The 17,534-nt window shown below is 68.5% G+C and carries 20 protein-coding genes; 11 read left to right on the top strand and 9 right to left on the bottom strand.

The features are described 5' to 3' along the window. Positions 1-153: 153 nt before the first annotated feature. The 4 genes from WG923_RS00210 (at position 154) to WG923_RS00195 (ending at position 2,654) form a co-directional block, all read left to right on the top strand. Positions 154-897, top strand: a complete 744-nt coding sequence (locus WG923_RS00210; protein ID WP_340348897.1) for a glutathione peroxidase — start codon at positions 154-156, stop codon at positions 895-897. A gap of 145 nt (positions 898-1,042) precedes the next feature. Continuing rightward, positions 1,043-1,216 (top strand): hypothetical protein, encoded by a 174-nt coding sequence (locus WG923_RS00205; protein WP_340348896.1) that lies wholly within the window; start codon positions 1,043-1,045, stop codon positions 1,214-1,216. A gap of 35 nt (positions 1,217-1,251) precedes the next feature. Continuing rightward, positions 1,252-2,226 carry an extracellular catalytic domain type 1 short-chain-length polyhydroxyalkanoate depolymerase gene (locus tag WG923_RS00200; protein ID WP_340348895.1) on the top strand — a complete coding sequence of 325 codons (975 nt, stop codon included), beginning with the start codon at positions 1,252-1,254 and terminating at the stop codon, positions 2,224-2,226. Positions 2,227-2,267: 41 nt separating this feature from the next. Continuing rightward, entirely contained in the window at positions 2,268-2,654 is a 387-nt protein-coding gene (locus tag WG923_RS00195; RefSeq protein WP_445322878.1) for a septal ring lytic transglycosylase RlpA family protein, read from the top strand. Between the two features lie 60 nt (positions 2,655-2,714). Here the strand turns inward: WG923_RS00195 and WG923_RS00190 are convergent, their stop codons facing one another. The 3 genes from WG923_RS00190 to WG923_RS00180 form a co-directional block, all read right to left on the bottom strand. Continuing rightward, positions 2,715-3,080 carry a glutaredoxin domain-containing protein gene (locus tag WG923_RS00190; protein ID WP_340348894.1) on the bottom strand — a complete coding sequence of 122 codons (366 nt, stop codon included), beginning with the start codon at positions 3,078-3,080 and terminating at the stop codon, positions 2,715-2,717. A gap of 95 nt (positions 3,081-3,175) precedes the next feature. Then, a complete protein-coding gene (locus WG923_RS00185; RefSeq protein WP_340348893.1) occupies positions 3,176-3,760 on the bottom strand; it encodes a flavodoxin family protein in 585 nt (194 codons plus the stop codon). A gap of 43 nt (positions 3,761-3,803) precedes the next feature. Next, on the bottom strand, positions 3,804-4,301 hold the full coding sequence (locus WG923_RS00180; RefSeq protein WP_340348892.1) for a DUF2938 family protein: 498 nt from the start codon (positions 4,299-4,301) through the stop codon (positions 3,804-3,806). A 79-nt stretch (positions 4,302-4,380) separates the two neighbouring features. Here WG923_RS00180 and WG923_RS00175 point away from each other — a divergent pair, with 79 nt between their 5' ends. The 4 genes from WG923_RS00175 (at position 4,381) to WG923_RS00160 (ending at position 6,535) form a co-directional block, all read left to right on the top strand. Continuing rightward, on the top strand, positions 4,381-4,857 hold the full coding sequence (locus tag WG923_RS00175; RefSeq protein ID WP_340348891.1) for a helix-turn-helix domain-containing protein: 477 nt from the start codon (positions 4,381-4,383) through the stop codon (positions 4,855-4,857). 230 nt (positions 4,858-5,087) lie between these two features. Continuing rightward, positions 5,088-5,567 carry a VOC family protein gene (locus tag WG923_RS00170; protein ID WP_340348890.1) on the top strand — a complete coding sequence of 160 codons (480 nt, stop codon included), beginning with the start codon at positions 5,088-5,090 and terminating at the stop codon, positions 5,565-5,567. 138 nt (positions 5,568-5,705) lie between these two features. Next, positions 5,706-6,128 carry a YciI family protein gene (locus WG923_RS00165; RefSeq protein ID WP_340348889.1) on the top strand — a complete coding sequence of 141 codons (423 nt, stop codon included), beginning with the start codon at positions 5,706-5,708 and terminating at the stop codon, positions 6,126-6,128. Further along, the gene (locus WG923_RS00160) at positions 6,125-6,535 is read left to right on the top strand and encodes a VOC family protein (protein WP_340348888.1); all 411 of its coding nucleotides are present in this window, start codon (positions 6,125-6,127) and stop codon (positions 6,533-6,535) included. The genes WG923_RS00165 and WG923_RS00160 overlap by 4 nt, the downstream gene beginning before the upstream one ends. Positions 6,536-6,694: 159 nt before the next feature. On the opposite strand, the gene WG923_RS00155 is transcribed toward WG923_RS00160, so the two are convergent. The 5 genes from WG923_RS00155 to WG923_RS00135 form a co-directional block, all read right to left on the bottom strand. Continuing rightward, positions 6,695-7,102: a PaaI family thioesterase gene (locus WG923_RS00155; protein WP_340348887.1), complete on the bottom strand. Its 408-nt coding sequence runs from the start codon at positions 7,100-7,102 to the stop codon at positions 6,695-6,697. Between the two features lie 44 nt (positions 7,103-7,146). After that, on the bottom strand, positions 7,147-8,223 hold the full coding sequence (locus WG923_RS00150; protein ID WP_340349322.1) for an alkene reductase: 1,077 nt from the start codon (positions 8,221-8,223) through the stop codon (positions 7,147-7,149). 70 nt (positions 8,224-8,293) lie between these two features. Then, positions 8,294-9,295, bottom strand: coding sequence for an NADP-dependent oxidoreductase (locus WG923_RS00145; RefSeq protein WP_340348886.1), 1,002 nt, complete (start codon positions 9,293-9,295; stop codon positions 8,294-8,296). 81 nt (positions 9,296-9,376) lie between these two features. Next, positions 9,377-10,009 (bottom strand): ProQ/FINO family protein, encoded by a 633-nt coding sequence (locus WG923_RS00140; RefSeq protein ID WP_340348885.1) that lies wholly within the window; start codon positions 10,007-10,009, stop codon positions 9,377-9,379. Positions 10,010-10,638: 629 nt separating this feature from the next. Continuing rightward, complete coding sequence (locus tag WG923_RS00135; protein WP_340348884.1) at positions 10,639-10,836, bottom strand: hypothetical protein; 198 nt, start codon at positions 10,834-10,836, stop codon at positions 10,639-10,641. 127 nt (positions 10,837-10,963) lie between these two features. Here WG923_RS00135 and WG923_RS00130 point away from each other — a divergent pair, with 127 nt between their 5' ends. Together WG923_RS00130 and WG923_RS00125 are read left to right on the top strand one after the other, a co-directional pair. Next, the gene (locus tag WG923_RS00130; RefSeq protein WP_340348883.1) at positions 10,964-11,824 is read left to right on the top strand and encodes a DUF6494 family protein; all 861 of its coding nucleotides are present in this window, start codon (positions 10,964-10,966) and stop codon (positions 11,822-11,824) included. Between the two features lie 266 nt (positions 11,825-12,090). Continuing rightward, positions 12,091-14,016 carry a hypothetical protein gene (locus tag WG923_RS00125; RefSeq protein ID WP_340348882.1) on the top strand — a complete coding sequence of 642 codons (1,926 nt, stop codon included), beginning with the start codon at positions 12,091-12,093 and terminating at the stop codon, positions 14,014-14,016. A 337-nt stretch (positions 14,017-14,353) separates the two neighbouring features. Here the strand turns inward: WG923_RS00125 and WG923_RS00120 are convergent, their stop codons facing one another. After that, complete coding sequence (locus WG923_RS00120; RefSeq protein WP_340348881.1) at positions 14,354-15,898, bottom strand: sigma-54-dependent transcriptional regulator; 1,545 nt, start codon at positions 15,896-15,898, stop codon at positions 14,354-14,356. 244 nt (positions 15,899-16,142) lie between these two features. Here WG923_RS00120 and WG923_RS00115 point away from each other — a divergent pair, with 244 nt between their 5' ends. After that, positions 16,143-17,474: a D-amino acid dehydrogenase gene (locus WG923_RS00115; protein ID WP_340348880.1), complete on the top strand. Its 1,332-nt coding sequence runs from the start codon at positions 16,143-16,145 to the stop codon at positions 17,472-17,474. Positions 17,475-17,534: the final 60 nt, after the last annotated feature.

Genomic DNA, 17,534 nt, shown 5'->3' with positions numbered 1-17,534 from the left:
TCGAGCCTCGGTCGCAGGTCAAGCGTGGAAGAGCCGCTCGTCCGCGACCCGGCGTCCAGCTCAGCGGCCACAGGCTGCCGTCAGGTGGCTGCCAACACGAGTCGCCGCATCCGGCGCAAGATGGGGAATCCTTCCCAGCAAGAGAGCCACGCCATGCCACAGCCGACCCGCGAAGGAAAGCCGGTCCCCCAGGTCAAGTTCCGCTACCGCGCGGACAACGAATGGAAGGAGATCACCTCCGAGGCGCTCTTCAAGGGGCGCACGGTGGCGGTGTTCTCGCTGCCCGGCGCTTTCACGCCCACCTGTTCCAGCACCCACCTGCCGCGCTTCAACGAGCTGGCCCCGACGTTCAAGGAGAACGGCGTGGACCAGGTGGTGTGCATCGCCGTGAACGACCCGTTCGTGATGGAGGAGTGGGCGAAGAGCCAGGAGAGCGACAACATCTTCATGCTGCCGGATGGCAACGGCGCCTTCACCGAGCAGATGGGCATGCTCGTCGACAAGAGCGACCTGAACTTCGGCAAGCGCTCGTGGCGCTACTCGATGCTGGTGCGCGACGGCATCGTCGAGAAGATGTTCGTCGAGCCCGAGGAACCGGGCGACCCGTTCAAGGTGTCGGACGCCGACACGCTGCTGCACTACGTGAACAAGGATGCCCGCGAGCCCGACCAGGTGGCGCTGCTCACGCGCGAAGGCTGCGCGTTCTGCGCCAAGGCCAAGAAGCTGCTGGACGAGGCTGGCGTGACCTACGCGGACGTGCCGCTGCCGCACAGCATCCGCACCCGTGCGCTGGGCGCGATCGCCAAGGCGACGACGGTGCCGCAGTTGTTCGTCAACGGCCAGCTGATCGGAGGCAGCGACGCGGTCGAACAATGGGTCAAGCAGCGTCAGCGCTGAGACACCCGGTGATCTACGTAGGATATCGGCCACCGGCGATCGAGCCGGTGCCGGGGTGCGGTGCAGCATTCCCGGGCCCATGCTTGCCGTTGACTTACGAAGTGAAGGCATCATGCGCAATCCCTGGACCAGCAAGAACCCATTCATGAGCATGTGGCTCAGCGCGGCCAACCAGACCGCGGGAACCGCCCGCGCCACCGCGGCCGCCGCCGCGAAGCGACAGGTCGCCAGCGCGCAGGCCGATGCGATGCGGCAGTTCCTGGACTTCTGGGCACCCCTGTCGGCCGCACCGCGCACGCGCAAGAAGGCACGACGCTGAAGCGGCGCCCCAAGACTCCCACCTGGGCCACGATCGTGGGCGGCAGCATCGCTGCGGCCGCGGGCGCGGCCCTCTTCGCGAACCGCCGCACCGCCAGGACCCTGCTCACCCCGGTATTGCAGCAGCGGGAGCCGCCGCCCGGTGACGGCCAATGGCTCTCCGGCATGGCCATGGGCGGCGGCGGCGTGCGCCGCTGGTGGCTGTATCGGCCGCCGGACGCCAGGTTCGGTGAGCGCCTGCCCCTGATGGTGATGCTGCACGGGTGCCGGCAGCACGCGAACGTCTTCGCCACCAGCACCCGCATGAACCGCATCGCGGCGCGGGAACGCTTCCTGGTGCTCTATCCCGAGCAGGATCGCGCCGCGAATGCGCAAGGCTGCTGGAACTGGTTCGACACCGCGTCGGGCCGCGCCTATCGCGAAGCGGCGTCGATCATGAGCGCCATCGACCAGGTGTGCGTGCTGTATTCGGCCGACCGCGACCGGATCGCGGTCGCGGGGTTGTCCGCGGGCGCCAGCATGGCGGCATTGCTCGCCATCCGGCAGCCGCAACGCTTCAAGGCGGTGATCATGCATTCCGGCATCCCTCCGGGCACTGCCCATTCCACGCTGTCCGCGGTGAGCGCGATGCACGGCGGGCGCAACACCCGGCCGCTGCCGGCGAGTCCCGAGGCCACGGGGACGGTATTGCCGCCACTGCTGGTGATCCACGGCCGCGAGGACACGGTGGTCGCCCCGAGCAACGCGCAAGCCGCGGTGCAGGTCTGGGCCGATGCCACGGGCGCGCGGGGCGGCGCGCAACGCACGGTGCAGCGCGGCAACCGCTATGGCACCGAAGTCACCGATTTCCGGCGCAGCGGCCGCACGGCGGCGACCCTGGTCGACGTCGCGACGCTGGGGCACGCCTGGAGCGGGGGCGCCGCGGGCCAGGCGTACAGCGACGGCCAGGGGCCGGACGCGTCGCGCATGGCGTGGCGTTTCGCGCAGAGACAGTTCGAGGAGGCCGCCTGAAGGCGCCGCGGGTTGCGGGGCCCACCGCCCGCCTGGTGGCCGTGGCCTTGTCGATGGCGGTCCTCGCGCCGCGCGCGGGAGCGCAGGAGGCCGATGGCGCGCCAAGGGGCGGGCTGGAAGCAGCGCAGGCCATGCATGCGGAACTCGCGCGCGGCAAGGCCTCCTGGTACGGGCCCAGGTTCCACGGCCGGCGTACCTCGAGCGGGGAGCGTTTCGACATGAACGACCTCACCGCGGCCCATGACACACTCCCGTTCGGCACCCTCGTGCGCGTGCGCAACGAGACGAACGGCCGGGAGGTGGTCGTGCGCATCAACGACCGTTCGTTCCGCATGCGGGACCGGATCATCGACCTGAGCAAGGCGGCGGCCGCCGCACTCGGTTTCCTGAGGGCCGGTGAAGCACGGGTGGTTCTGGTCGAACCTTGAGCGGACTGCGGCGCGTGGCCGCGCACTGTTCGGCCGCGCGCGGGTCGAGTGCGATCCGCGTCAGCCCAGCATGGCCTTCAATTCGCCGCTGTCGATCAGTGCCTGCAGCTCGCTCGCACCGCCGACCAGGACGCCCTTGACGAACACCATGGGGAAGGTCGGCCAGCCCGTCCACATCTTCAACGCGCTGCGCGGTCGCCACATGCCGAAGTAGCTGCCGTACTCGAGGTACTTGAAGGGCTGCCCGATCGCCTGGAGGGCCTTGCAGGCCCTGGCGGGAAACGGGTTCTGCTTCATGCCGACCACCACGACGTCGCTGGCCGCCACTGCCGCCTTCACTTCATCGACGATCGCATGGTTCCAGCCCGCGATCTTCGTGCGGATGGCGCTGTGGATGCGAGCTTCCTCGAGGATCGGGCGCGGCATGATGGCTCCTTGCGAACGGACTGCTACGGTAGCACGCGCACCCGAGCGGTTCGAGGGGATCAGGGCGAGGCGAACCGGCTCGAACTTTCCCGGGATCATGCCGCTGCCTGCGCCTGCCTCGCGCAGGCCAGGCACGACAGCGCGCTTGCGATGTTGGCGCCGAACATGCGCGCCGTCTTGAGGTCGCCCGGGGCGAAGGCCCCCGCCGCAGGTCCGGAGTGCGCCGCCTGCGCCATCAGCCCGGACCAGGAGCCCAGCCGGTTGGCGGCCTCGTCGTCGGGGACGTGCTGCTCGGGGAGGATGGCGTTGCCGACCCAGAACATGCCGTGCTGCATGGCGAAGACGAACATCGACAGCAGCGTCGACTGCTTGTCGCCCGAGGGCAGCGCGGACACCGTGAAGCCCGATGCAAGCCTGCCCTTGAGTGCGTGCGACTTCCACAGCCGCCCGGTCGCGTCCATGAACGACTTGAAGGGCCCGGAGACGCCGCCCAGGTAGGTGGGCGATCCGAAGACGAACCCGTCGAACTCGAGCAGGCGCTCGGGCGCCGGGATCAGGTCCTCCGACCTGAGCAAGTCGATCCGGACGCCTGGCACCGTCCTCGCGCCTTGCGCGACGAGTTCCGCGATGCGCCGGGTATTGCCGTGGGCGCTGTGATAGATGACGGCGAGCTTGTTCATTCTGCGGGTCCTTTTGCGGGTGGCGGATTTCGTGGGGGCTTCCTCATCGCGAGATCCAGGCGAGGAGGAGGGCGGACAGGTAGAGGCCGAGCCCGAAGACGGCGTGATTGGCCAGGCTCCTCGCCCGGTTCCTCGCAGGCGCTGCCGTCTTCGACGAGGCGATGCCCGCGCCCATGGCCGGCTGCATGAGGAGCCAGGGCGCGGCGACCGTCGCCACCCCGACGCCCAGGGCCGGCATCAGGGTGGGAGTGCGGGTCCACGCGACGCCGAAGATGGCGACGAGGAGCGCGGCGAAGGCGACGCCGGTGGCGTAGTGCACCAGCCAGCCCAGGGCGAGCTCGCCCTTGACCGGAGCGGCCTTGCCGATGGCGCCATGCAGGATGGCGCCGCGCCGCCAGTGGCCGACCCAGCGGCCGATCATGGCGAAGTCGAGAGTGGGCACGCCGAGCAGGCGGAGCAGCGCGAGCCAGAGGTCCATGGCTGCCGTGGCGCCGACGCCGATCAGCGCGACCCGGGCGGCGTCTTCGATGGTGATGTTCATGTTCGTTCCTGGTTGACGCAAGGGCGGTGGGGATGTCACTATGCAAGTTCAAGTCGACTTGAGGTCAAGAAGTTTTTTCATGGATATCTCCGAAGTCGCCAGGCGGTCCGGCGTCCCCGCCTCGGCCCTGCGCTACTACGAAGAGAAGGGTTTGATCGCGTCGACCGGACGCGAGGGCCTGCGCAGGACGTTCGCCGAGGGCGTCCTGGACCAGCTTTCGCTGATCGCGCTCGGCCAGGCTGCCGGCTTCTCCCTCGACGAGATCAAGGGCATGTTCTGCGCCGACGGGCGCGCCAGGATCGACCGCCGCGCCCTGGCGGGCAAGGCCGACGAGATCGACGCGACGATCAGGCGGCTGCAGGCGTTGAGCAACGGATTGCGCCACGCGGCGGTGTGCCCCGCCGCGAACCACGCCGAATGCCCGACGTTCAAGCGCCTGCTGCGGGCTGCCGGCGCGGGGAAGCTGGCCCCCGTGGCGAAGACCCGCGCTGTCGCCGCGACCGGGAAGCCAGTCGCGGCACGGGCGAGATCCGCGCAGAGGCCCAAGCGCGGGTAGGGCTGCCGCGTTCGACGTGCGTCAGCGCGGGCTCCTACGCCGAAAGCAGCCGTGGCTGAGCTCGATGATGGGGCAGGCCGCCCGCGGGAAAACCCCGGTCCATGCCCTGTCGATTTCGCCAAGGCCGGTTCGTCGTCATGGAGAGGCGGGTGTGCCGCCCGCCGTCATGCAGGCCGATGCGGGTCGCCGGCATGGCCATGGACGAGCCCGCGATCCCCTGGAGAATGCAAGTGGCCAGCAAGAACACGATCTGCCTCTGGTACAACCGCGACGCCCTCGAAGCTGCGCAGTTCTATGCGAAGACCTTTCCCGACAGCCAGGTCGGCGCGGTGCACCGCGCGCCGGGCGACTTTCCATCCGGCAGGCAGGGCGACGTCCTCACCGTCGAATTCACCGTGATGGGCATTCCCTGCCTCGGGCTGAACGGCGGGCCGGCGTTCCAGCACAGCGAGGCGTTCTCGTTCCAGGTGGCGACCGAGGACCAGGCGGAAACCGACCGCCTGTGGGATGCGATCGTCGGCAACGGCGGGCAGGCCAGCGAGTGCGGCTGGTGCAAGGACAGGTGGGGCCTGTCCTGGCAGATCACGCCCAGGGTTCTCATGGCGGCCATCACGGACCCGGACCGTGCCGCGGCGAAGCGGGCCTTCGACGCCATGATGCAGATGGGGAAGATCGACATCGCCACGATCGAGGCCGCCCGCAGGGGCTGAGGAGGAACATGCAGCGTGATTGCCAAGCAGAGGGCGCGCGCAAGCGCTGGTGGGCGCAGGTGCAGGCGGACGGCGCCGCCGAGGCCGGACATCGAAGCGTGGAGTCCGCGTAAGCCGCGGCGAGGAGGACGAGCCACCATGTCGACGACTTCTTCGACCAACGAATACCTGCTGCTGTCGCGCGGCCACTGGGACGCCGACAAGTCGCCCGAGGAGATCCAGGCGGCGATCGATGCGTTCTATGCCTGGCACGCGCGCCTGGTCGCGCAAGGACGGTTCAAGCCCGGGCAGCGCCTGGCGACGGCGGCCAGGCTGGTCACGCGCTCCGGGATCACCGACGGGCCGTTCACCGAAGCCAAGGAAGTGGTCGGCGGCTACTGGTTCGTCCTGGCCGACAGCCTGGACGAGGCCGCTCGCATCGTGGCGGACAACCCCTGCCTCGCCTGCGGCCTGGCTTTCGAGATCCGACCGATCGAGGCCGAACCGGCGAGCGCCTATCGCGAAACCAACGAGACGCCGGGGAGAGCCCGCATTCCGGGACAACCGGAGGAGACCCCATGACCAGGACGATCTTCATCAGCCTCCCCGTCACCGACCTTGCGGCCTCGACCGCCTTCTACCAGGCCCTGGGCTTCGAGCGGAACCCGCGAATGAGCGACGAGGCGTCCGCCTGCATGGCGTGGAGCGAGGCTATCCAGTTGATGCTGGTCACGCACGCGAAGTGGCGCACCTTCACGCAGCGGCCCTTCCCGCCGGCCGGCACGAGCGGGCTGATGCTGTCGCTGGCGATGGACGGCCGCGAGGCCGTCGATGCGATCCAGCGCGCGGCCGCGGCCCACGGCGGGCAGGCCGACGCGAACCCGCCCGAGGACTTCGGCTTCATGGTCTCGCGGGACCTCGCGGACCCCGACGGCCACCTGTGGGCCACGTTCTGGATGGATCCGGAGGCGACGCCCGCCCACGCGTGAGGCGATGCGAAGATGCAGGAAGGCGCGACTCGACCGCGCCAGGTCGGGCGGGCGATGGGACGCGGCGTACGACAGCGCGCCACCCGCGATCACCGGCTTTCCGCGTGGTGATGTGCCCGCACCGGCGGCAGCTCGTACCGCGCGCCCGCGTCTTCACCGCTACCCGGGATACAAGACCATCTGTGTGCAGCGGAAGAGCGCGAGCGTCCTGCCCGTTTCACGATGCGTGACCAAGGCGTCCCACACCTGCGTCGTCTTCCCGAGATGCACGGCAGTCGCCAGGCAATCGATCGTGCCGTCGACCGTGGTGCCGAGATGATTGGATTTCAGCTCGATGGTCGTGAAGCCGCTGGCGCGTTCGGGAAGGTTGGCGCGGCAGCCGTAGCCGCAACAGGTATCGGCCAGGGTGACCAGGCTGCCTGCATGCAGATACCCGTTGGGTGCCATCAGCTCCGGCCGAACGGGCAGCTCTGCACGCAGCTCGCGCCCGTCGACCGACAACACGTGAATTCCGAGGTAGCCGGGCAGCTTGCCGACGCCTGCACGGTTGAAATCGTCTGCAGTCATTCCAAGACACTCCTCTCCCGATTCCAGGGACATGGGTCCGAACCCTAAGCGGCAAGAGCCGGATAGTCGTTGTAGCCCTCGGGGCCCGGCGTGTAGAACGTCGCCATGTCGACGGGATTGAGCGCTGCGCCGATCCGCATCCGATGCACCAGGTCGGGATTGGCAAGGAAGGGGCGCGCGAACGCGATGAGGTCTGCCTGGCCTGCGCTGAGCGCTTTCTCGGCGGCGGCCCCATCGAAGCCCCCGGCCAGGATGAACAAGCCATCGAAGGCAGCGCGAAGCCGCTCCTTCAATTCGGCAGGCACCGGCGGCGCCCCCATCGCGGAGTGGTCCAGCAGGTGGATGTACAGCAATCCGAGCTTCGACAGTTCGCGGGTGAGCGCCAGGTACTGCGCCTCGACCTCGGGGAAGCCGCCCGTGCCATTGAACACGCCATGGGGCGACAGCCGGATCCCGACACGATGCGCACCGATGGCGGCGGCCGTTGCGCGGGCGACTTCCAGCGCGAATCGATTGCGGCCTTCGATGTTGCCCCCGTAGCCGTCCGTGCGCCGATTCACATTGGCGTTGAGGAACTGCTCGATCAGGTAGCCGTTGGCGGCATGCAGTTCGACGCCGTCGAACCCCGCTTGCAGCGCCAGCCGCGCCGAATTGGCGAACTCGTCGATGGCATGCGCGATGTCGGCCGCGGTCATCGCTCGCGGCGTGCTGTGCGGCTGCATCCCCTGCGCGTCGGTGAACATCTGGCCGGGGCAGGCATCGGCCGTGGGCGCCAGCACTTGCGCGCCGGGCGGCAGGTTCGCGACATGCGACACCCGGCCGGTGTGCATCAGCTGGACGAAGATCTTGCCGCCCTTGGCGTGCACCGCATCGGTGACCCCCTTCCATCCTCGCACCTGGGCATCGTTGAAGAGCCCCGGGATGCGCGCGTAGCCCAGGCCGTTGGGCGACGGCGAGGTGCCCTCGGTGATGATCAGGCCCGCCGTGGCCCGCTGGCCGTAGTAGTCGGCCATCAAGGCATTGGGTGTGTTGGCATCGACGGCACGACTGCGCGTCATCGGTGCCATGACGGCACGGTTGGCGAGTCGAAGGGAAGGCGTGGCGAGAGGTTCGAAAAGCATGAGGGTCCTTGGGTGTGGGTGACCGCCGCCAAGCGGAAGATGGCGCGAGAGTTCAACTTGAAAACCGGGCTCACATGAGCTTGATGACGACCTTGCCCTTCGCTCGACCTGCTTCGACGTAGGCAAGCGCTTCATTGGTCGACTCGAAGGGAAAGACACGATCGATCACGGGACGGATCACGCCGGCCTCCAGGAGACGCGCAATCTCGCGCAGTTCGCTTCCGCTCGCCTTCATGAAGAGGAACGAGTAAGCGACTCCGCGGCGCTTCGCCTTTCGCCTGATTCCCGCGCTCAGCAGCCGCATGACCAGCCTGACGAACGCAGGTGCACCGATCTGCTGGCCGAATTCCGGGTCCGGCGGGCCGGAGATCGAAATCAGTTTTCCGCCCCTCTTGAGCACCCGCAGGGACTTTTCCAGCGTCGTGCCGTCCTGGCTGTTCAGGACCACGTCATAGTTGCTCAAGACCTCTTCGAAGTCCTGCGTCCTGTAGTCGATGACCACGTCTGCACCCAGGCTCTTCACCAGTGCGACATTGGCCGCGCTCGTCGTGGTGGCGACGGTTGCACCCAGGTGTCTGGCCAGCTGGATGGCGAAAGTGCCCACGCCACCCGAGCCGGCCTGGATGAAGACTTTCTGCCCCTTCTTCAGGTTGGCGGTGCCTACGAGTGCCTGCCATGCCGTCAGCGCGACGAGGGGAACGGATGCGGCTTCTTCCATCGTCAAGCCCGCGGGCTTGGGTGCCAGGGACGCTTGCCTGACGGGGACGAATTCAGCGAACGTCCCGATGCGGAAATCATCGGCTCGCGCATAGACCTCGTCGCCTGGCTTGAACTGCCGCACGCGCGCACCGACCTCGACGACCTTGCCGGCGACGTCGTGGCCCAGGATGAGGGGCAGGGGATAGGGCAGGATCAGCTTGAACTCCCCGTCCCGGAGCCTGGCGTCGAGCTGGTTCACCCCCGCTGCATGGACCTGCACCAGAACCTCGTCATCGCGCAGTTCCGGAATCGGCATGTCCGCCAATTGCAGTGCACGCTTCTTGCCGTATCGGTGGAGGACATGGGCTTTCATGGTTCTTTCCCTGGCTGCGGCTGGGCACCACGTTTCTGGAGCAAGCGGATGGGGGAAGCAGGAAGGCGCCGCGGAGACCGCTTACGCCAGCAGCCTTTTCGCTTCCGTCGGGTCCAGCCCGTACATCTCGGCGAACTCGGCAACCGTCTTGCCGCTGGCCTTGAACGCGTTCTGCAGCGCTTCGCGGCGCGCTCCACGTTGCGCCACCATCGAGAGGGCGTCTTCCAGCATCGAATGCACGTTGTCGTCGGGCGAGGTGAAGCGCTCGCGATAGTCTTGCCGGCTCAGGCCGGACGCCTCGATCGCAGCCACCAGCTGCGCAACGGCGCGCTGGCGCGCCTGCTCCGGCGCCCTGCCGCTGCGGCGCTTGTACAACTCCAGGATGGCGTGATGCACATGCTCCGGCGCCATGGGCTCCACCGGCTGGCCCTGCAGGTCGTGGCGGGGCAGGCCGGAGGCCACGGCCTCGATGTAGCGCGTCGAGCGCGTGTGCTGCCCCAGCGCCAGCTTGAGCTCCGCCGCGGGCAGGGCCTCCGGGTGCGCCGCCACCAGGTCCTCGAAAACGCCGATCTTCAGCGGAAGGAACCGGGCCCCGAACAGCCGCGGGTAGAGCTCGAACAGCTTGTGCAGGAGGGGATGCACCGGCCGGGGAGCCTTGCCGGTGGCGCCGGGCCCCTGCGAGGCGCGGGAAGTGACGGTCGAATCTTGGGTCATGGTCGTGTTCTTGATGGACAGGCGCCGCGGACTTGATCCCCGGGATCGGTCGCTTTGCTCCCTGCGCCCCAGGCGATCATCGCCTCCTCCCGGTTCGGGTGCCCAGGATAGCGGTGCACGAAGGAGCGCCAGCCGATATCCGGGCAGGAGACGGGAGTGTGCGGGTGATCTGCAACACCGTGCGCTCTCACCTAGGCTGCAAGTTCCAACGCAAGCACATTTCCTTGGTGACGACCCTGTCGGCGCACCACAGCTGTCGATGGCGCTCGTGTGGATCATCCCCTGCCGATACGAGCGAGGAGCCGATGGTGCGCTACCCGCGGCTGCAGCAGGACGTCGCGCGCTTCGTTGCCTCACCCATCGCCACGTTCCAGGGCGTGCATGGCGGCAGGGAGTTCTCCGTCTACCAGATTCCGCGCGAAAGTGGGACGTGTCGCGGCCGCTTCGGACCGCAAGCGGAAGTTCCGCACGAGCAGCAAGCGGACCTGCAGCCGCTCCGAACTACTTCGGTCGACCGATCACCCAGTGAACATCGAACACCTCGCCGCAGACGGCAACGAAGAGCGCATCTGCATGAGCCAAAGGGCCGTGGTCGATGAAGTGCGATCGACGTTGCGTGCAAGGCGCTCTCAAGGCTTCGTCTCGACCTCCCGCAAGCGCCGTTCCGCCTCCTGCCGATCCACACCCTCGCGAAGCTCGATGTGCCTGAGAACGTGCTCGCGCTTATCCGCTGCGGCATCCAGCTCTTGGTGGGTGAGGTGTTCCCATTGCGCCATGAGACGCGCCTTGAACTCGATCCAGTTGTCTCGCCAGAGATGATCGTGCATGGCATTCCATTGGAGCCGACAGGGTGACAAGCATACGCGGTGCGCCACTCCCCTCAGAGCAGCGCTCGACAAGAGGCGGGCGACCGCGCGCGCGATGCTGCCCGCAGCATGATCGCTCTTTGACGATGTGGACACAGCCGCCGGTGGCTCCAATGAGTCCGCGTGCGAATCAGGCGTTAGCTCGCAGCGCGAGATCGAGCACTCCGTTGCGCGAGCCCTGCAGGAGGCCGCGATCTCGGGCACTGCAACCTTCCCGGCTCGAATGACGCTGGAGATCGCGGGTCACCGAGGCAGCTTGCGGCGCAGAGGGGCTCGCGGTGCCGAGCGCGCCTTGCGACGCACTGACAGGGCCGACCGTGTGAATGTCGGTGAGATCGGCGTCACGGCGCCAGCCACGATCCACACCGTGGCGCTCAGCCGGGTTTGTGTACTTTCCGCCGCACTCAGCATCGCCATCTCTTCGCCCCCGAGGGCGAGTGAAGCGTCTTGGCTCCGCCTCCGGGGGTGGCCGCCAAGAACCTGTAGCAATGCGCGCCGACCCTCCTCGTCTGAAAACGTGTTGCTGCCGCCTGCCGAGTCCGTTGCTGATGGCCACACGAGTTGTCCTTCTGGTTCCCGCGTAAGCAGACGTCACGCGACGAGCGCGTTTCACGCGCGAAATCACGGGAACACGGATGAAGCATCGGGGCGAATCAGTGGCGCCTCCGGGTCGCACCTGGCCGCAAAGCCGGTACCGAAAGCGCATGCGACCCGGGCCCGCCACGTTGCGCTCACGAAGCAATCGCAAGCACTTTCCACGTTCTGTAACGCTCGAGCGCGTGATCGCGCAACTCCAACCGATTGGGGCAGGGGCTTCAGCACCATCGGGCCTGTCTCGCATGTTGTGCGAGACATAGGATGCCTCCCGAAGCCGTCATGCGAGCAAACAGCACTACGCAAAACTACGCGGAGATTGCCTCCCGTAGCGCGACCTTTTCCGGAATTCTGAAAGCGCTGATCGGGCGCGTGATGCGCGCTGGGGGAGCACCACCTGCGACGGCCGGCAGAGCGTTGAACGAAGCCGTCATGGCCGAAGTCACCGCCGGACCAACGACGGCGTCCGAGCCGAGGGGCCGACGCCCGCCGCCGCAAGCAGGTTCCAGAAGGCCTCGCACACATTCAGACAACCCCCGCACCTTGCGGGCAATCCTTGGAGCCCACACGATGAGATCTCCCCACCTGTCAAACACCGGTGTCGCATACTGGGTGACGGTCATGGCGCTCGCCATCCTCACTGCCTACCGAGCTGCTGTCATGGCGTTCCTGGGCACTGGCGCCCTCTTTCTCGCTTGTGCAGGCAGTGCGTGGGCTGCCCCCGGCGACCTGGATCCCACATTCGGCGGCGTCGGCAAGGTGACGACGCCGGTCTTCACGCAAGCCAGCGATGGCGCGACCGTGTATGCGGTTGCGGTGCAGCCCAACGGCAAGATCGTCGCGGCGGGCAGCGCTTTCCGCGCTCCACAAAACGGCGCCAGCAGTGGCAGCGACTTCGTGCTCGCCCGCTACAACATCAACGGCAGCCTGGACACCACCTTCGGCGGCGTCGGCAAGGTGACCAAGGACATCGGCGGCGGCCAGGACTACGCGTACGCCGTCGTCGTGCAGCCCGACGGCAAGATCGTGGCAGCGGGCTCCGCCGAAGTGAACGCAGCGAACGCCAACACCCGTTTCACGCTGGTTCGCTACAACCCCGACGGCAGCCTGGACAGCGGCTTCGGCACCGCCGGCGTCGTGAGCACCGATTTCTTCGGCACGGAAAATATTGCCAGCTCGGTAGCGATCCAGGCCGACGGCCGGATCGTCGTCGCGGGGCGCACCCACGACGGGACCTTCAGGCGGTTCGCGCTGGCGCGGTACAACGCCGACGGCACCCTCGACGCCAGCTTCGGCACAGGCGGCAAGGTGACCACGGGTTTCTTCGGCTTCGATAACGGCGCTACCGGGGTTGCGGTGCAAGCGGACGGCAAGATCGTGGCGAGCGGCTGGGCCGACCCCGGCGGCGCCAACGTTCAATTTGCGATGGCCCGCTACAACGCCGATGGCAGCCTGGATGCGGGCTTCGGGACCGGCGGCAAGGTGACGACCGACTTCTTCGGCGCGAACGACGTTGGCTGGTCGCTCCTCCTGCAGGGCGACGGCAAGCTCGTGGTCGCGGGCCTGGTGCTTCCTTCCGGATTCGGGAGCGACGTCTTCGGGCTGGTCCGTTACAACACCGATGGCAGCCTGGATACCAGCTTCGGCGCTGGCGGCAAGACAACCCTGTCCTTTTCATTCAGTCGTCAAAGGCGCCTGGCAGCCGCTCTCCAGCCCGATGGGAAGATCCTCGCGGTGAGTTGGGGCGTCGATGGGTCGACCGGCTTCGACGTCTTCTCGCTCGCACGTTTCAACGGCAATGGCGCGGTCGACCTGGGCTTCGGCAACGGAGGCAAGGTGATCACCAACGTCCTGGGGTCCCAGAGCCAGGCGTATGCGCTCGCGGTACAGGGTGACGGCAGGATCCTGGCCGCAGGCTCTGCATTCGATCCCAGCCGTTCTCTGGGAGTCCTCGCGCTGACCCGCTACGACGCCGGCGCCATGAATTCATCCGCGGTGCTCTCGTCGCTCCTGTTCAATCCGGCCAGCGTGGTGGGCGGCACGTCGTCGACCGGGATCGTGACGCTGACCGCGGCAGCGCCGGTGGGTGGGGCACTCGTGAGCCTTCTCAACAACTCGCTGGCGGCCACCGTACCCGCCAGCGTGACGGTGCCGCAAGGCGCCACGACGGCGACCTTCAGCGTGTCGACCACGCCGGTGGGCGCTGCCACCACTGCGACGGTGACCGGAAGCTACAACGGGGTGAGCCAGGCGGGGTTGTTGACCATCACCACGACGGCGTCGCCGCCGCCGCCCGCCGGCGTGACGCTGACGGTGCAGGCCACGGGCCGCAGTGGCGAGAGCGCGGTATCGAGCCCGGCGGGAATCGTTGCGAAGGTCGGGACGCTCAGCGCGGCCAGTTTTGCGGCGAACACCGTGATCACGCTGAGCGCAAGCAACGGTCGCGACGCGATCTGGTCCGGCAGCTGCTCGAGCGGCGGCAAGAAGGCGAAGAGCTGCACGTTCACGATCAAGGCCAATTCATCGGTGACGGCCAACGTGCAGTAGGGCGGCGAACGCCTCTGCTCGGTGCTGCACCGAGATGGCCGAGCGAAGCGAAGGGGGCCCGCCGAAGTGCAGCCTCGGCTCCCCACCGCTGTCGCTCGGTTCGGGCCGGACTCTCTTCCTTGCGCGCCGGGGGCGGTCGTCCTGTGGCGCGAGGGCGACGCCGGTCCGAAGCGTGTCCTCGACATCCTTCCCGCATCGAAGATTCCGCCGTTCACGAAGGCGGACCGTGAGCAAGTGATCGACACCGGCCAGCGGCGCGGCGGCTGACGGTTCGCGCGCGAATGCGCATCTCACTCGCGCAGCGCCCCCGCCACGACCTCCACTGGCAGCCATGACGTCAAGGTGCTTCGCGCGGGCCGATCCCGTACTTGCGCAGCCGCAGGGCGATCGCGCTGTGCGAGGCGCCGAGGCGCTCCGCGAGCTTGCGGCTGGAGGGAAACTGCGGATAGAGCCGCTGGAGCAGCGCCTTCTCGCAGGCGGCGACGGCGGCATCCAGCGTCTCGATCTCGTCGCCGCGCAGCGCCGTCCGCCCCGCCGCGGCGTCGGCGAGTTCCAGGTCGCCCACGTCGAGCACGGCAGCCTCGCTCATGGTCACGGCCCGGAAGATCACGTTCTGCAACTGGCGCACGTTGCCGGGCCAGGGGTTCGCCAGCAGGGCGGCGCAGGCGGCCTTGCTCAGTCGCGCCGTGGGCCGGCCGGTCTGGGCGCAAGCCCTGGCGAGGAACACTTCCGCCAGCGGCACGATGTCTTCGGTGCGTTCGCGCAGCGGCGGCACCTGAAGCTGCAGCACGTCGAGGCGGAACAGCAGGTCCTGGCGGAATGAGCCGGCCTCCACCATGCGTTCGAGGGAGCGGTGCGTCGCGCTCACGATGCGCACGTCGGCCTTGAGCTCGCGGTCGCCGCCGACGCGGCGGAAGGATCCGTCGTTGAGGAACCGAAGCAGCTTGGCCTGCAGGTACGGCGACATCTCGCCGACTTCGTCGAGGAACACCGTGCCGCCGTCCGCCAGTTCCAGCAGGCCCGGCTTGCCCCCGCGCAGCGCGCCCGTGAACGCGCCCGGCGCGTACCCGAACAGCTCGCTCTCGGCCAGGCTCTCCGGCAGCGCCGCGCAGTTCAGCGCGAAGAAGGGCTGCGCCCGGCGCGGGCTGCCGGCATGGCAGGCATGCGCGATCAGTTCCTTGCCGGTGCCCGTCTCGCCGCGAATCAGCAGCGGCGCGTCGACCTGCGCCATGCGCGACGCCCGCTGCTTCAACTGCCGGATCGGCTCCGAGCGGCCGAGGATCGTCTCGAAGCCACCGGCGTTGTAGTTCTGCAGCGCGCTCAGGCGTTCGCCGATGCGATGCGGCGCGTGCAGCGTCAGCACCGCGCCGGCGACATCGCCGCCCGCCTCGTGCAGCGCGACGCTCTCGAACAGGTAGGGCTCGCCGGCGATCTGCACTTCGTTCACCGGCAGGCGATAACCTTGCCCGATCAGCGCGTCGACCAGCTTCGCGTCGCCGATCAGGGCCTTCAGCGGCATGCCGATCAGCTGCTGCTCCGGCATCCGGCTCATGGCCACCGCGGCGGCATTCGCGACCGCCACCACGCCCTGCGCGTCCACGGCGAGCACCGGGTCCTGCTGCGAGGCGAGCAGCGCGTCCAGGTACAGGCGGCGGCGCGCGCCGGGCAGCATGCCCACCTCGCCGACCGAGAGAACGCCTTCGATCTGCAGCAGCTCGCGGCGCAGCTCGCCGAGCCCCGAGGTGTCCAGCGCGGGCGCCTCGATGTACACGTGCGGCGGCTCGACTTCCACCGCGGAGACGTTGAGCGCGCGCCCGGCGAGCTTGGCGAGGATCTCCTGGGCGATGCCGACCCGGTCGGCGATGGTGACGTCGATGCGCATGGTGTACGGATTGGAAGACAGTGTATTGCGAGCGTGACGGCGTGACGCAAGTCCTTGTCGCGGCACGAGTTTCCGGCGCAACGCGGGCGCCGCCGCCGGCCGGCGTCACGATTCCCGTACAGGGTCCGACAGGGCAGGCGCTCGCAACTCCTTGATTTCATTGCGGCGCGCGCGTGGCACGGCCATTGCGATCCAGCCTGCATCGCGCGCGGCGGTCGCGCGCCCCTCGGACAAGGAGAACGACATGCGTGTGATGGTGCTGGGCAGCGGTGTGATCGGGACATCGGTGGCGTATTACCTGGCCCGGGACGGCCACGACGTGACGGTGCTGGACCGGCAACCGGCGCCCGCGCTGGAGGCCAGCTACGCCAATGCGGGCGAGGTCTCGCCGGGATATTCGGCGCCGTGGGCGGGCCCGGGCGTGCCGCTCAAGGCCATCAAGTGGTTGCTGATGAAGCACGGGCCGCTGGTGATCAGGCCGTCGCTCGACCCGGCGCTGTGGCGCTGGTGCGCGGCGATGCTGGCCAACTGCAACGAAGCCGCGTACGCCGTCAACAAGGGCCGCATGGTGCGCCTGGCGGAATACAGCCGCGACTGCCTGCGCGCGCTGCGCGACGAGACCGGCATCCGCTACGACGAGCGCACGCAGGGCACGCTGCAGCTCTTTCGCACCGCCAAGCAGCTCGATGCCAGCGCCAAGGACATCGAGGTCCTGAAGCAGTACGGCGTGGACTTCGAACTGCTCGATCGCGATGGCTTCGTGCGCGTCGAGCCGGGCCTGGCCGCGACGCGCGAGAAGTTCGTCGGCGCGTTGCGCCTGCCCGGCGACGAGACCGGCGACTGCTTGAAGTTCACGCAGGAACTGGCGCGGCGCTCGCAGGGCCTGGGCGCCGACTTCCGCTTCGGCGTCGACATCCGGGGCCTGGAGCGCAACGGCGCCCGCATCACCGGCGTGCGCACCGCCGGCGGCGTGCTGCGGGCCGATTGCTACGTCGTCGCCCTCGGGAGCTATTCGACGCGGCTGCTGGCGCCGCTCGGCGTGCACATCCCCGTCTACCCCGTCAAGGGCTACTCGATCACCGTGCCGATCACCGACGCTGCGCGCGCCCCCGAGTCGACCATCATGGACGAGACGCACAAGGTGGCCGTCACGCGGCTGGGCGACCGCATCCGCGTTGGCGGCACGGCGCAGTTGTCGGGATTCGACCTGGCGCTCGCACCCGCGCGCCGGCGCACGCTCGAACACGTCGTGACCGACCTGTTCCCGGGCGGCGGCGACGTCGCGCGCGCCGAGTTCTGGACCGGCCTGCGCCCCATGACGCCGGACGGCACGCCCATCGTCGGCGCCAGCGGCATCGACAACCTGCTGCTGTCCACCGGCCACGGCACGCTCGGGTGGACCATGGCGACCGGTACCGGCCGCGTGATCGCGGACCTGGTTTCCGGCCGCGAACCCGAGATCAGCCTCGAGGGCCTCACCGTCGCGCGCTACGCCCGCAGTCGCGCGCCGGCCCGCCCGCAGGCGGCGCACCCCACGCCGACGCCCGCCGGTTCGCGCCTCGCGCGCGGCGGCTGAGCGCGCTCGATTTCCCCGTCACCCGTTCCCGACCCGCGCGGCCCGCGCGGGCGGGCGGGC

It is taken from the genome of Ramlibacter sp. AN1133 (assembly GCF_037890035.1).
Taxonomy (GTDB): domain Bacteria; phylum Pseudomonadota; class Gammaproteobacteria; order Burkholderiales; family Burkholderiaceae_C; genus Ramlibacter.
Note: the sequence above shows the minus strand (reverse complement) of the source record. Positions and strands in the feature narration are given on the sequence as shown.